13 protein-coding genes are annotated in these 14,401 nt (G+C 41.7%); all 13 read left to right on the top strand.

What is annotated here, in order from left to right; translation table 11 throughout:
* Positions 1–9: 9 nt before the first annotated feature.
* The 13 genes from C5695_RS17485 (at position 10) to C5695_RS17425 (ending at position 14,400) form a co-directional block, all read left to right on the top strand.
* Positions 10–1,188 (top strand): phage portal protein, encoded by a 1,179-nt coding sequence (locus C5695_RS17485; RefSeq protein ID WP_047946333.1) that lies wholly within the window; start codon positions 10–12, stop codon positions 1,186–1,188.
* Positions 1,181–1,771, top strand: coding sequence for an HK97 family phage prohead protease (locus C5695_RS17480; RefSeq protein WP_117731983.1), 591 nt, complete (start codon positions 1,181–1,183; stop codon positions 1,769–1,771). Before C5695_RS17485 ends, C5695_RS17480 begins: the two co-directional genes overlap by 8 nt.
* Positions 1,768–3,033, top strand: a complete 1,266-nt coding sequence (locus C5695_RS17475; protein WP_117731981.1) for a phage major capsid protein — start codon at positions 1,768–1,770, stop codon at positions 3,031–3,033. The genes C5695_RS17480 and C5695_RS17475 overlap by 4 nt, the downstream gene beginning before the upstream one ends.
* A complete protein-coding gene (locus tag C5695_RS17470) occupies positions 3,011–3,277 on the top strand; it encodes a head-tail connector protein (RefSeq protein WP_117731979.1) in 267 nt (88 codons plus the stop codon). Before C5695_RS17475 ends, C5695_RS17470 begins: the two co-directional genes overlap by 23 nt.
* Complete coding sequence (locus C5695_RS17465) at positions 3,267–3,629, top strand: phage head closure protein (RefSeq protein WP_187441807.1); 363 nt, start codon at positions 3,267–3,269, stop codon at positions 3,627–3,629. The genes C5695_RS17470 and C5695_RS17465 overlap by 11 nt, the downstream gene beginning before the upstream one ends.
* Complete coding sequence (locus tag C5695_RS17460) at positions 3,583–4,008, top strand: HK97-gp10 family putative phage morphogenesis protein (RefSeq protein WP_233230876.1); 426 nt, start codon at positions 3,583–3,585, stop codon at positions 4,006–4,008. The genes C5695_RS17465 and C5695_RS17460 overlap by 47 nt, the downstream gene beginning before the upstream one ends.
* Positions 4,009–4,010: 2 nt before the next feature.
* Positions 4,011–4,394, top strand: coding sequence for a tail completion protein gp17 (gene gp17 / locus C5695_RS17455; protein WP_117731973.1), 384 nt, complete (start codon positions 4,011–4,013; stop codon positions 4,392–4,394).
* On the top strand, positions 4,391–5,014 hold the full coding sequence (locus C5695_RS17450) for a major tail protein (RefSeq protein ID WP_117731970.1): 624 nt from the start codon (positions 4,391–4,393) through the stop codon (positions 5,012–5,014). The genes gp17 and C5695_RS17450 overlap by 4 nt, the downstream gene beginning before the upstream one ends.
* Positions 5,014–5,385: a phage tail assembly chaperone G gene (gene gpG, locus C5695_RS17445; RefSeq protein ID WP_117731969.1), complete on the top strand. Its 372-nt coding sequence runs from the start codon at positions 5,014–5,016 to the stop codon at positions 5,383–5,385. The genes C5695_RS17450 and gpG overlap by 1 nt, the downstream gene beginning before the upstream one ends.
* Before the next feature lie 209 nt (positions 5,386–5,594).
* Positions 5,595–9,818, top strand: a complete 4,224-nt coding sequence (locus tag C5695_RS17440; RefSeq protein WP_117731966.1) for a phage tail tape measure protein — start codon at positions 5,595–5,597, stop codon at positions 9,816–9,818.
* The gene (locus C5695_RS17435; protein ID WP_187441808.1) at positions 9,818–10,642 is read left to right on the top strand and encodes a phage tail domain-containing protein; all 825 of its coding nucleotides are present in this window, start codon (positions 9,818–9,820) and stop codon (positions 10,640–10,642) included. The genes C5695_RS17440 and C5695_RS17435 overlap by 1 nt, the downstream gene beginning before the upstream one ends.
* A gap of 2 nt (positions 10,643–10,644) precedes the next feature.
* Positions 10,645–12,522 (top strand): phage tail spike protein, encoded by a 1,878-nt coding sequence (locus tag C5695_RS17430; RefSeq protein WP_117731962.1) that lies wholly within the window; start codon positions 10,645–10,647, stop codon positions 12,520–12,522.
* Positions 12,523–12,534: 12 nt separating this feature from the next.
* The gene (locus C5695_RS17425) at positions 12,535–14,400 is read left to right on the top strand and encodes a right-handed parallel beta-helix repeat-containing protein (protein ID WP_117731960.1); all 1,866 of its coding nucleotides are present in this window, start codon (positions 12,535–12,537) and stop codon (positions 14,398–14,400) included.
* The last annotated feature ends 1 nt before the right edge of the window (position 14,401 follow it).

The following is a 14,401-nucleotide window of genomic DNA, read 5'->3' as shown; positions in this document are numbered from 1 at the left end:
GGTGAATACGTGGGAATTGTTCAAAGAATTAAACAACTTTTTTCATCAAAAAGGAGTGTTGATCTATTCAACAATTCTTTTTTTAATTTTGGGACATACGTGAATGATGACAACATCCTTAGTTCCAGTGATACTTATTACCTTTTGAAATTAATAAGTGATCAAGTGGCGCTCGCTAACTTCATTGTGGAAGATGAGACAGGCAAAGACATATACACGGGCCAGGCTGCAAAAGTTTTGAAACAGCTAAACAACCCGAATGACTATTTAACTTCTTATGAATTTAAAAAGCTGCTGGTTAATGTATATCTTCTTAGAGGTGAAGTGTTTCTTTTTCAAGAAGGATCGCAGCTGCACATCTTAGACAATGTTTATGCTGAAATGACGAATTACGGATATGAAAAATATTCGCTAGGTGGTCAAGGCATTCCAAGATACATGATTAGACATGTAAAGAACATTGGTGTGAACCATTTGAAAGGTGTCGGCTTGCTTGATTTAGCCCGAGAAACGCTAGAAGGTGTGATGAATGCTGAAAAGGCATTAACCGACAAATATAAAAAAGGTGGATTAATGGCGTTTTTGCTCAAACTTGAGGCGCACTTATCACCTACGAATGGGAATCAAAATAAAACAGTCAAAAAGATTCTTGATCAACTCGAAGACATTAAGGATTCAGGAAAAACAAAGCTCATTCCATTAGGTAAAGGTTATGAAATAGAGGCTCTTGAGTCTCCTGTGGATGATGAAAAAATCCTGAAATATCTTAGTATCTACAAAAAAGATTTAGGCAAATACTTCGGCCTTGATAAAGAGCTGCTAGATAAATTGGAAGAGAAAGACATGGAGCAAGCTATGATGAAATTATTCACCAGCTGCTTGAAGCCAATTTTTAAAAACATTGAAGAGCATTTGACGGCGTTACTACTTGGAGAAGATAGCGGCTTGAAAATTAAATTCCGTCACGATTTACTGGATTTTGTAGGCATTAAAACAAAAACAGAGATCGCATACAACTTAGTCCGAACGATGATCGCCACGCCGGACGATGCCCGCAAAATGCTTGGATGGGACCCACTCAACACAGAAGAGTCCTCTAAACTTTATGTAAGTAAAGATTTGGTCGGGATTGATCGTCTTCATGAAGAAGCGGCAAACGCTTTGAAAGGTGGTGAGGATGATGGGTAAAGAAAAACGCACATTTTCAATAAAAGGGCTAGAGGTTCGAGAGTCCGTCGAAGAAGCAGCGCCGTCCAAAATTGTTGGATATGGTGCTGTTTTTGATAGTCCGGCAGATATTGCAGGATGCTTCACGGAAATTATTTCACCAGGAGCATTTAAAAAGGCGCTTGATTCAAATTCAGACGTACGGGCCTTATTTAATCATAATTGGGATTGTGTTCTAGGCCGAGTGAAGAGTGGTACCTTAAATCTCGAAGAAGATGAGCGGGGCCTGAAATTTGAAGTGACACCGCCAGATACAACCTGGGTGGAAGACCTCAAAACAAGCATGAAGCGTGGCGATATTGATCAATGCAGCTTTGGTTTTACAGTTACAAAAGACGAATGGGATTACGAAGCAGAGCCAGCAGTGAGAACAATCAAAGAAGTCGAACTTTATGAAATTAGTGTCGTGTCTCTTCCTGCTTATGAAGATACAGAAGCCGCAGTAAGATCGGGCGACATTCTAAAAAAAGCAAAAGAAGAGCGGGAACAATCAAAAAAGAAACAAGCAATTGTAAATAAAATAATGGAGGTTTTACAAAAATGAACATCAAAAAAATCCTAGAAAATCGAAAAAAACAAATTGAAAATAGAATGACGGAAATTCGTGAAACAATCGAAGGGGAAGGCGCTGCCGATACTACTATTGAGGAATTACAAACCGAGGTTGATGAACTGGCTGCGGAGCTTGCTGAAATTAAAGAAGAGCTTGAGAAGGATGAAAAAGGTGACGATTCTGACGGTAACGCCGGGACGGGTGAAGAAGGCCGCAGCGCAACACCTAAAGACAAAGAGCAGGAAAAACGTAATGCCCTTGCTGATTCTATTCTGTCTTCTCTTTCTTCAAGATCACGAACAGAAGCAAAAGAAGGAGAAGTAAGAAAGGGTTTTGCGCAATTTGTAGCGGGGCAAATTTCAGCTTCCGAAGCAAGAGCGATGGGTCTGAAAACAAACGGAAATGATATTTTTGTTCCTGATGTCCTAGCTTCCGAAATTCTAACGTATGCACAAGAAGAAAACCCATTGAGAAAACACGGTACAGTGTATAGAACAACAGGTACACAAGGTTTTCCAATCTTAATTAAAAAATCGAAAGCTAATCGACACAAGGACGAACGAGGAAAGAATGAGCCTATCCCTGAAACAGATATTTCTTTTGAAGAATATACTCTTAATCCTTCTGAAACGGATGCGCTAGTTCTTGTCACGAAAAAATTACTTGCACGCACTGATCTTCCTATTGAACAAGTTATCATCGACGACCTTAAAAAAGCCTATGTGGAGGAAGAGGCAAGTTTCTTCTTCAATGGTGCTGATAACCCAGGTTCATTGTTTGAAAAAGCGGTGAAATTCACAACTACAGAAACCGATCCTTATAATCGTTTTGTCAGATTAAAGAATACATTGCCGACAGCTATCTTAAAGCAGGCTAGATGGATGACAAACAGAGCGGGCTTAACCCTAATCGAAACATTAAAAGACAAAGAAGGCCGCCCGTTGCTGCGTGAAACAGGCATTGAAGGTAAATTTGGTGAAGCGGTTCTTAATTTCCCTGTGGAAGTTTCTGATTATGTCGATGGTGACAATCCTGAAATCCCACGTTTCTTCTTCGGTGACTTCTCAAAATTCCGTGTACAAGATGTTATCGGATCAATGGAAGTGACAAAGTTGACTGAAAGATATTCAGATACAAACCATATTGGGCTTAAAATTTGGAATCTGAATGACGGTCAATTAGTTCAGTCACCTCTTGAGCCTGCCATTTTCCACATGGAGTTGAACCCGGATGGCTCAACACCGACTGAATGATCAATTAAAAGAGCATTTACGGCTTGATGACGGGGAAGAAGATACTTCCCTGTCTTTTTATTTAACAGCTGCGACAAATTACGTCAGGAACGCTACAGGCGGCGAAGATGACTATTTGATTGTGCTTCTTGCCGGCATACTGTTTGAGTATCGTGTCGAAAAAAACATTGATCAAGCATTAAATGCATTATCACCATTTATTATTCAAGCGGATATGGCAAGGGGTGAAGAAGATGGCACATAATCCAGGAAGGCGCCGCCATAAAATTCATATTCAACATAGCGTGCCTGGTCGGAATCCCGAAACGATGAAACCGATCCAAGAATGGGTAACGCATCGGATGGCTTGGGCTGAAATTTTACAGCCAAAAGGAAACTGGATCATTCAAGCGGCAGCGCAGGGACAACAAAACACCGTCTTTTTTCGCATAAGACACAAAGAAACAACGGATAAAACGGGAACTATGCGTGTTCTTTTTGCGGGGAAAACGTACAGAATTAAATCAATCATGCCTGATCTCCAATATAAGGAGTTAATGGTGATTGAATGTGTGGGGTGGGATCATGAGGATCGCAGCACAAGCGGAGGGAATTGACGAGGCAATCCGACGGCTTCAAGAAGTTGGGGCGAATTTAAAAAAAGCACAACCAAAAGCCTTGAGAGCTGGCGCCAAAATTCTTGCAGAACAAATGAAAAAAGAGGTTAACGTTTCTGATATTGACCATGTTCATATTAGGGATGACATCAAGGTGAGACAAACACCGAAAAAAGAGCGTGTTTACGCTGATGCGGTTTCATATGATGTGGGACCTGGTAAGGAAACCGCCTGGCGTGCAAGATTCCATCATGAAGGATATGTCGCAAAGAACGGCCGTTTTGTAAAGGGGAATCCCTTTGGAACACGGGCCTATAGAATTAAAAAAGATGCGATCAATCAAGCCGTATTAAAGGAACTGCAAAAAGGAGCAACATAATCATGATTGATTTTGAGCCAATTGTGACGAAACATTTGCTAGATGATCCGGCCATTCAATCAATGACCGAAGGGAGAGTTTTCGCAGGAGACTTCCCACTTGAATTTAAAGCGGAATTCCCGCATATCCTGGTTGCTGAAATGGACAATGTAGATGTCGAATACTCAGACAACAAGGCAACACATTCAGAGATCGACATACAAGTGAATATTTGGATTCAAGCGAGCGAAAGCATATCGGCTATTCAACAAGCCGTAGATCAAAAAATGAAAGCCCTGGGATGCAAAAGAATCACGGTTTCTTCTTTCAACGAGATAGAAAGAAATGCTTTCAGAAGAGCTTTTTTATATAGAACAATTGTTAAATTAAAGGAGGAAAAAGCATGACAACAGTCATTGTGGGTTTAGAAAACCTTGTTTATGCTGATTTAACCGAAAACGGAAAGAATTTTGAATATGGAGAGGTAAAACCCTTTGCACCACTATGCGCAGCGAAAGTAGACACAAGCACAGATTCAACGACGGTTTATGCCGATAACGGGCCTGTCATTGTGCTTTCATCTACAGGTGAAACAAAAGTGACGATTGAGACAACTGAAATCCCGCCGGAAGTATTGGCGCACATTACCGGCCAAAAGATTGTAGATGGTGTTATTGCATGGAAACAGGACGCTATCCCGCCTTATATCGCACTAGGGTTCACAGGAACGAAAGAAGACGGCAATGTTCGTCATGTGTGGTTAGTCAAAGGCCGTTTCTCGATCCCATCCACTGATTGGAAAACAAAAGAGGACAAGCCGGAAGCGCAAAAAGAAAGTATCGAAGGAACTTTTGTTCAGCGGAGTGATAAAGTCTTCAAAATCACAGGAGACAGCAGCGTAAAAGGTTATGAAAAATATCGTGAAAAATTCTTTGATGAGGTATTTGATATTACGCAGCTGGAAGAAACAAGCGGCGGTACTTCTTCTAAAGTAGATACAACTAAATCTAGTGGAGGTGCTGCTTAATGTCGAAGCCGTTAGAAATCACGCTGCGTATTGATCAAAATGATCAAACATTTTATCAAGAATTTGTGTCTTTAAAATATAAACGAAAGGCCCTTGAAATCGAACTGGATGCCAAAAAAGAAGATATTGACCCGGGAGACATTGAAGCCCGGCAACTTAATCTAATTTGGGAAGTGTTCGGAAAGAAGTTCACGAAAAAGCAGCTTGATGAAGGCTTAAACGCCATTGGGTTCCGTGATGTTTTATACGATATTATCGGGGTTGGGCTTTTAGGCTATCCATCCAGGGAAGAAATTGAGGCGAGAGAGTCGGAAAACGACCTGGGAAAGCTAGTGGAAAAGCTGATGAAAGAGCAAATGGAACAAAACTGATCACGCTTGAAAAAGCGTACGAGAATATTAAAACGCAATATTTGCAGCTAATGCGTCAAGGGTGGTCCGTCCCTCAAATTGATGAGATGGATTACCCTTTTTATATTGAGCTTCTTGAACACTTGCCAAAAATGGAAAGTGAAATCAAGGAAGAAGAAAGCAAACCGAAAGTCGTGCCTATAGATAAAGTGTTTTAAGGAGGGGAGAGCATGGCAGCCAGTGAAGTGACTAATATGATTATGCGTTTAGGCTTTGATGATGGCGGGACATCTGCGGGCATTGAAAATATAGCAGAAAAAATGGCCCTTGTTAGAAGTAGCATGAAGGCTACTGCTTCCCAATTTGGACACTTTGGGGACGAGTCGGAAAAACTTAGACGCAAACAAGAAGACCTTTCACAGCTTTATGAATTACAGGGAAGCAAGATCGAGCAGTTAAAGAAAAAGTATGAAGTGTTAGCCAGGGAAAAAGGTGAAAATTCTAAAGAAGCCTTACAGCTGGCGACAGTAATCAATAGAGAAGTAACCAACCATAATCAGCTTGAGCGTGCTCTTCGATCAACTACCTTACAAATAAATACACAAAATTCAGCTTGGACAAGAGCCGGAAACAGCTTGCAAGAATATGGTGAGCGTCTTCAATCAACTGGAAACAAGATGTCAACAATCGGAAAAGTGGGATTCGCTGCAATTACGGCACCTGTTAGCGCACTTGGCGTGATGGCTGTTAAATCTGCGGCCGATGTTGAAAAGGCACAAGGGAAGATTGCTGCTTCCCTCAACTTAACCAAGAAAGAAGCAGCCGAGGTAAACAAGGTCACAAGAGAGATGTGGCTATCTGGCTTCGGTGAGTCGATGGAGGAAGTAAATCAAGGTGTCATCGATACACGTAAAAATCTTCAAAACCTCAAAGGGGATCAACTTGAACTAGCAACAAAAAGAGCTAACATTCTAAAAGATGTCTTTGAATATGAAATACCGGAAAGCACGAGAGCGGCCAAAGCACTCATGGATAATTACGGTGTGGATGTGGGGAAATCATTTGATTTAATCACAGTAGCCGCACAAAAAGGCGGGGACTATTCAAACGAGCTTCTTGATACCGTGAGTGAATATTCATCTCAGTTTAGTTCAGCTGGTATTTCCATTGAAGGCATGTTTAACATCATGCTTCAAGGTGCTAAAAATGGCGCTTGGAACATGGATAAAGTCGGTGACGCAGTAAAAGAGTTCAATATTCGTGCACAGGACGGTTCAAAGGGTACCGTTAATGCGTTCAAAGATATTGGCCTTGATGCTGAAAAGATGGGGACGGCCATTGCAGAAGGTGGAGAAAAAGGTCAAAAGGCATTCATGGCAACTGTTTCAGCGATAGCGGCCGTAAAAGACCCACTTGACAGGGATGCGGCTGGTGTCGCTCTTTTTGGTACCATGTGGGAGGATTTACGGGGGAAAGTCGTGACATCATTAGACCCAACAAAAGACATGCTCGGAGAAGTGGAAGGCGCCACAGAAAAAGCAGGAAAAGCGATAAAGGATAATTTCAATGATCGTGCTGTTATGGCCTTCCGTAAATTGATGTCAAACCTTTTGCCGATTGGTGAAATCTTGCTAGAAAAAATCGAGCCGGCACTGGATAAGGCTGGCGATGCGGTTGATCGTTTCACAAAATGGTTTCAAGGCTTAACACCTTCAATGCAAAATACCATCGTCATTGCTGGTTTATTGGCTGCTGCTTTTCCTCCTGTTATCATTGCCCTGGGTTTGGTTGTTTCCAGCATAGGGACCGTTACGGGAGCATTAGGAAGGGGGGCGGTTGCGTTTGGCCGTTATCGGGCAGAAGCAGCACTTGCACGGACATCCACAACACAACTTGCCGCCGCAAATACTGCCGCAGCTACACAAATGAATATCAGTAATGCAGCCGTGGCGAGGAACACAAGGGGGCTTCGTGGTTTACGTGGAGCGTCAGGCCTTGCCGGTACTGCAATGATGTCCTTTGGAGGTAAATGGGGCTCATTGTTAGGTGTTGCAACGATGTTCGCACCGGAGATCGCAAAAGGCGCACAATCTTTATTTAATTTCAGAGGAGGCGCCCGAGTTGCCACGACTGCTGCATCTAGTCTAGGTACTGGCACAGCTCAAACAGCTGGAAGATTTGCCGGGTTTGGTGCAAAGGCGCTAGGTGTGGTTAAAAGTCTTGGGAATGTTGCCCGAGTTGCAAGCGTTGCAAGAGTGGGTATGTCTGCATTCGGCGGCCCGGTCGGTTTAGCTGTGACGGGTGTGTCTTTATTAGCTGAAGGCGGTTATAAACTATATAAGCATTTAAAAGAAGAGCAAATACCAGCCCTTGAGGACTTCGGGGAAAAAGTTTCTGAAAGTACCACGAAATCGGTTCTTGGTTATAAGAAATTAAATGATCAAGCAACCGCACAACTAAACCAGCTGAATTGGTCAGGGCAAAAGGTAACTAAAGAAACAGCCGATAACATCGTGAAGAATTTCAATACAATGGGTGATCAGATAAAACAAAGCATTGAAACGAAAGGGAATCAAAGTTTTGAATCACTTAGCAAATTCATGTCCGGCAGCAAAAGCCTTTCTCAAAAAGAACAGGAAGCCATTTTAAACAATGTTAAAAAGAAACAGAATGAGCAAGTAAAAGCCGTGAGCGATGGCGAAGCGAAGATAAAAGCGATCTTAACCCAAGCAAGTTCAGAGAAAAGAAACCTTACTCAAAAAGAAAAAACAACGATCAATAATATTCAAAAGAGCATGATGACAACGGCCGTTAAAACAATGAGTAAAAGTGAAGTTGAACAAAAAGCAATTATGAGTAAACTACAAACAGAATCTAAAAGTATCACGGCGAGACAAGCAGCGGACACCATTAAAAACAGCATCAAAGCAAAAGACGGCGCAGTGAAAGAGGCTGATGATAAATATAATAAAACGGTTGCTGCCGTTGTCCGGGAACGTGATGAAACGGGATCGATATCTACAAAACAAGCTAACAAACTTATTAAAGAGGCGAAAAGACAGCGTGACGATTCTGTTTCAGCAGCAAAGGACATGCATAAAAAAGTAGTCAAAGAAGCGAGAAAACAAGCTGGGGATCACGCTGATGAAATCAATACCGAAACTGGAGAAGTAAAAACCGGTTGGGAAAAAATGATGGATATTGTTAATAATGCTTGGAACTGGATTCAAGGTCTCTTCGGTGGAGGAGATAAGAAAAAGAAAAAATCTAACCCGCCAAAGTTAGGCACAGACGGCAAGGGGAAGTATTTAGAAAACCGAGCTTATGCAAAAGGCACGCCAGCAACAGGGCACCCGGGCGGGCTTGCGGTTACGAGTGAAAAGGGTCGAGAATTAATTCATGAACCAGGAGTCGGAACCTATGTGTCAGGAAATTCCGGCCCAGAGCTGCGCTATTTAAGAAAAGGGTCATCCGTTCTTCCGAACAAGGAAACCGAACGTGTTTTAAAACGTCATGGGATGCCTGGATATGAAAATGGTGTAGGAGACTATTTTGATTGGATCATGAAAGGACCGAAATTCCTTTGGAATAAGGCTGCTGAAAAATTCGGTTTGAATGATGGTTTAATTCCATCATGGTTCACGAATGTGAGCGGCAGCCCGGTAGAAGCCATTGCAAAACTTGCCTTTAGTGGTGTTGATTCTCTCATAGGTTCCATTGGTTCTTTCTTTGGTGGCGGTAACGCTACTGAAAACGTGAAAAGATGGGTGGCTCAAGCCATTTCAATTGCGGGTATTTCTCCTTCTTTCGCAGGAGCTTTACAGACAATTGCGATGAAGGAATCGGGAGGAAACCCGACCGTCGTAAACAATTGGGATAGCAATGCAAAAGCGGGGCACCCGTCACAAGGGCTTATGCAGTTTATCCCTTCTACATTTGCAGCGCACGCAAAAAAGGGCTTCACAGATATAAGAAATCCTGTTCATCAAATACTAGCTGCGATAAATTATCTCAACAGTCGTTACGGGGGGATCAATAGACATCCTGGTCTTGTGAATATGAGTAAAGGCGGGAAATATATTGGCTACGCAGCGGGCGGCGTTTCCCCAGGGGCAGGAGGCACCAAACTAGCTGCACTAAATGAAAGAGGATATGACGAACATATCATTACAACAGACCCGTCATATCGTGAAAGGAGCCTAGCAATTTGGGCTCGTGCTGGCGCTGAATTAGGTGTCAATCCACAGTCTGCACCAAGCGGGATGAATTTGGAGCCGATGACATCAAGACAAGATACAACAAACGCATTATTACAAGAACAAAACGAGCTTTTACGTGAAATTGTCAGCACTGGCGGTGTCATCAAGGTTGGCGAAAAAACATTTGCAAAAGTCATGAATAAAATCGGTATGAAGCAGCTTCAAGATAAAGCGGTATTGATGGGGGGATGGTGATGGAATTTGATCTTATTATTGACGGGGAGCGTTTAAATGATGTCTTCCCCAATGTCTTTCTAACATCCTTTGAACCCGAAGCGCCGTCATTCGATAGAAAAAACTTTACAAATTCGAGCCGGCACGGTATTCAGACGCAAAGAAAGAGTCGTTTTACACGTTTGAAAGAAAGAAAAATACTTGTTGATCTTACAATAGACGCAGCAAACGCAGAACATTTTTATCTAGTAAGATCGGAAGTATATGAATATCTTGGCCGGCCCGATCCATACGAAATCATATGTACGTTTCGGCCTGAAAGAAAATGGCTTGTTGTGTGTGATGACGCATATACCATTGGTCAGGAGCAGGGGAAAACGGGTGGAACTTTTACAATCACGCTTACGGCCATTGAAGGGTGTTCACAGTCGGTGCATGATAGCCGATCACCACAGGAATTGCAAAGTGAGAGATTCATGGGAAGAAATTTTGAACGTTATAGAGAGCAGCCTTTTCGATTTAAAGAAAGGGCTTTTTCTGTTTATAACTATGGTGATGTGAGACTGTCACCTATTGATCATGAGTATACAGTCAATATGTTTTTGGCTGGAACAGACATAAAAATTGAGAACAAAACAACAGGCGAATTTATTACATTAGTAGGCACTCAATCAAAAAACAATTTGCTGAACGTGATAAAGCAGTATGTTTTTAAAGGTTCACAAGCTATTGAAAGAAAAGGTCGTTTCCCTGAACTTGTACCAGGAAAAAATGATTTTGTTATCACAGGCGCTACGTTTATTGATATTGAATTTATTACTCATTTTTACTACAAAGGAGGTTAAGCATGAACCAGCTTTTTGTCCAGGATAAAGGAACAAAACAAGAATATGAAATAGTCGGCAGCAGCCCGCGTATAACGGATGGAATTGATGGCAAAAAGACAATGGAACTACAGATTGAAGCGGGCTTTACTGATCCTATATCTTTTGAGGCATTGGTCGGGAGAAACCTTCTAATTGTAGATGAAAGGGTACACAAGCGGCAAAAATACGTTATCCGAAATTTTTCAAAATCTCAAGATGGTAATGTATTGTCTAAAAGTGTTTCGGCTACTCATATTTATGCTTTTTTGCTATCAAAAAACAGAGTAGATGAGGTTATTCAAGGTGAATTAACACTAGAAAAGGCGTTTGCTCATGCCTTGAAAGGGAGTAAATTCACGTTCAAAATTATGGATGATGCGAAAGACATCAAACCTATCAAAAATGAAGGGTTTGGCGATGCATTTTCTATTGAACTGATAGATACGATTATTTCAAGTTATAAAATTGAGCTTGATGTAAATAATTACGAGATTTATATACACAAGAAAATAGGAAAGAAAATCAATAAAACGCTTGATACTAGAGCGAATATAAACGGTCTTACTGTCACTATTTCAGAAGATAACACGGCCACAAGGGGTAGAGGCTTCGGCAAGCAAAAAGAAGAAAAAGACACGATAAGTGAAAGCGCTATGGGTTATGAGAGCAAAACCGGTACGTGGTCTTTTGACAATTCTTTGAAAGCTGATTTTACGAATAAGCCTGGTGCCACTTTTACTTTTTCTTTCACGGGGACCGGATTCCGATTTGTTACCTTAACTTCAAAACTAGGCGGTAAATGGGAATTTAAGATTGATGACGATAAGACGAAAACGATCAGCGTTTATAAAGATCAATCACCTAAAAAAGAAACGATAAAAGTCATTAGAGGTCTTGAGCATAAAAAACATAAAGTCGTGGCTACATTCAAAGGAAAAGACAGCAAAAATCCCAATACAAAAGGGAAGAAAACAGCGGCACCGACTATGTATCTATTAAGAGACAACGTGATTGAAACATATCGGGAATATAAAAATGAAAATGAAAAATATGTATTTGAGCCGGTCCTTTTCGTTCATCCAAACGAGAAGGATTTTTTAATTGACGGGCAGCCCACATGGGCCGAACCAATTAAAGATGATGCCGTTACAAAGGCAGAAGATATGAACACTCTTTTGAAAGAAAAAGTCAATCCATTCCCGGAAGTGACCGTGTCAATTGATTTTGAGGAATTTGAAATTGAAGAGCTAAAAGGGTTAGAGGATGAACTCAACAAGGGTGACACGCTGCATGTTATAGCCGATACACCTGAACATGGTATCACGTTTGAAGATGATGTAAGAGCCGTCAGCATGACTTATAACCCTTTAGACTCGACCGAGAAACCTGATGTGACTTTTACAAATGTTCAGAAGGACATGTTTGATTTGCAGCTTGAAGACAGGCGAAGAATCAGAAATCAAGAGCGTTATATCAAGGAACAAAAAAATAGTTTATTTGCTCAAATTCAAGCAGCAAAAAGCGAATTGTCCGATCTAATTGAAAAAGGAAAAACAGGCAGCCCGCAAAATGCGGGTTTTAGTTTGGTCTTTAAAGGTGGATCGTGGGGTTCTTCTGCTGGTGATGTGTATATAGACGGAAGCGATTTAATATTTGAAACACCTGAAAATTATGAAATGGTTTATGCGACTGTAGACGGCTCGTCGCTGCTTAAACAGAACGGGATCACGCCTTCAATTGACTATGAAGACAATCAAACTGATACATTCATCATTTCCTTTTTTCAGAGTGGAAAAAAAATAAAGCCGGATCAAGTGCCCGATACTTCAAAAATATCGGTTGGTATTGTCGGCTATTAAGAAGGTGATCACATGTTTAATTTGAAGAAACAGCACACGCCTAGCCCACATTCAAAATTAATACAAGAGCTGAATGACAATGCCCGCACCACTGAAAATGCTTTGAATGAATTGAATAGAGCAGATGAGAGGCACCAACAAAGCGAGACGGCACACAAAGCCGAGCATATTACGCATCGAGGGAAAAGCGTTGCACATTGGCTTAATAGTTATTGGTCACGTCTTGTTAATCTGATCGTCAATCATGATGGCGATGATGTAAAAGAGGTTGTGGACGGAAGGGTTGCGCTTGATGCGACCATTCATCCGACTTTGAATGATCGTCTTGAATATGACTTCGATCAATTTGAAAAGAAGGTCAATGACATGCTTTCGGTTGTGTCTTTGCAGCCGTTTCTAAACAAATACGGCAACTTTACTAAAGCTCTTCAAGCTGCACTTGATTTGTCAAAAAATCGTCCTATTTGGCTTTATATTCCCCCAGGAGGCTATACGCTGCGGGAACGGGTGAGGATTTATAAAAATACGCATATCACTTTACAGGCAGGGGCAACGATCAAGCGTGGCTTTGTTGGTAGCATGTTTGTAAATGGTGATTCAAATGAAAGTTTCACCGGGTACAACGGGCACGGAAACTTGATCATTGACGGACAAGGAACAATCGACAGCATGGGACACGAGATCAAGCAACAGTGTTCTATTTTTGGGTTCGCTCATGCATCCGGCATTATCATGCGAGATCTCACATTGAAAAATGTTTGCGGGGGACACGCTCTTGATTGTGCGGGCAATGAAAACGTGATGATCGACAATGTGACATTCGAAGGGTTTGCGGACTATGTAGGGGACAGATGGTTTTCGGCAGCTGTTCAAGTTGATTTAATGCGTTCAGCTAGCAATTTTGGCGCTTTTGGTGCCTATGATCATACGCCAACACGAAACATCACCATGCAAAACTGTAAGATTAGAAAATCCGCAGAGCTTGGAGGCTATCCTAGAGCGATTGATTCACATACAAGCACTGACGGTGTTCTTTATTCAGGCATTAGATTCCTCAATAACAAGGTTTACGATTGCACAGAATGGGCGGTATCGGGCAACAAATGGCAAGACGTATTTGTTGACGGTAACACTTTTGAAAACTGTTCCGGCGGCGTTAGAACGTTATTGCCAAGCGTCAGCAGCGTTTATACTCAAGACAAAAACGGAAACCCGACTGGCAGAGTAAACAAGACAAAGCGTCACACAATTACAAACAACAAATTTATCAATATGTCAGTTGACCACGCAATACAGGTGTACGGCCGTAAAGGGTATCAAACCATTGATCATGTGGCTATTAAGGGCAATCAAATTGACGGGACGACAAGGCACGGTATTCATGTTTCAGATGTGAAGCATTTTGTTATTGAAGGTAACAATATGGAGAACATTGGACACCACGGCGTACTGGTTACACGCAGCACCCGGGGAAAGGTTCACCACAACACAGGGCGTGACATTCAAGGGAATGGCGTGCGGATCGAGGAAGGAAATTGCGATTATGTTTCGGTGGATGATAACACGCTTGAAGAGATCGGTTTCTCGGGTATATCTGTCTCGGGTGATTCTGATTATGTACAGGTAGATAAAAATACAATCATGAATGCGGGCAAGCGTGGTGATGATTACGATTTTATTTTATTTATGGATGGCGTGAAAAATAGCGCCGTTCGTAATAATACAGCAATTGGGAAAACGGGAAGGTACGGTATGTATTTAACAAGCAAATGCTCATCCATTCAACACTATGGAAACCGTTTAAAAGGTGCAGGGAAAGTATCAGCATTAAACGATAAAAGCGTTGATCCTATTCGTACCGTTGAAAATATCACTTGAG

Source organism: Bacillus pumilus, assembly GCF_003431975.1.
Lineage (GTDB): Bacteria > Bacillota > Bacilli > Bacillales > Bacillaceae > Bacillus > Bacillus pumilus_N.
Note: the sequence above shows the minus strand (reverse complement) of the source record. Positions and strands in the feature narration are given on the sequence as shown.

Bases quoted from the DNA above. Each gene is read 5' to 3' on its own strand.
- gpG (WP_117731969.1), top strand. From the start codon at position 5,014: ATGTCGAAGCCGTTAGAAATCACGCTGCGTATTGATCAAAATGATCAA.
- C5695_RS17470 (WP_117731979.1), top strand. From the start codon at position 3,011: ATGGCTCAACACCGACTGAATGATCAATTAAAAGAGCATTTACGGCTT.
- gp17 (WP_117731973.1), top strand. From the start codon at position 4,011: ATGATTGATTTTGAGCCAATTGTGACGAAACATTTGCTAGATGATCCG.
- C5695_RS17440 (WP_117731966.1), top strand. From the start codon at position 5,595: ATGGCAGCCAGTGAAGTGACTAATATGATTATGCGTTTAGGCTTTGAT.
- C5695_RS17435 (WP_187441808.1), top strand. From the start codon at position 9,818: ATGGAATTTGATCTTATTATTGACGGGGAGCGTTTAAATGATGTCTTC.
- C5695_RS17475 (WP_117731981.1), top strand. From the start codon at position 1,768: ATGAACATCAAAAAAATCCTAGAAAATCGAAAAAAACAAATTGAAAAT.
- C5695_RS17480 (WP_117731983.1), top strand. From the start codon at position 1,181: ATGGGTAAAGAAAAACGCACATTTTCAATAAAAGGGCTAGAGGTTCGA.
- C5695_RS17425 (WP_117731960.1), top strand. From the start codon at position 12,535: ATGTTTAATTTGAAGAAACAGCACACGCCTAGCCCACATTCAAAATTA.
- C5695_RS17430 (WP_117731962.1), top strand. From the start codon at position 10,645: ATGAACCAGCTTTTTGTCCAGGATAAAGGAACAAAACAAGAATATGAA.
- C5695_RS17450 (WP_117731970.1), top strand. From the start codon at position 4,391: ATGACAACAGTCATTGTGGGTTTAGAAAACCTTGTTTATGCTGATTTA.
- C5695_RS17465 (WP_187441807.1), top strand. From the start codon at position 3,267: ATGGCACATAATCCAGGAAGGCGCCGCCATAAAATTCATATTCAACAT.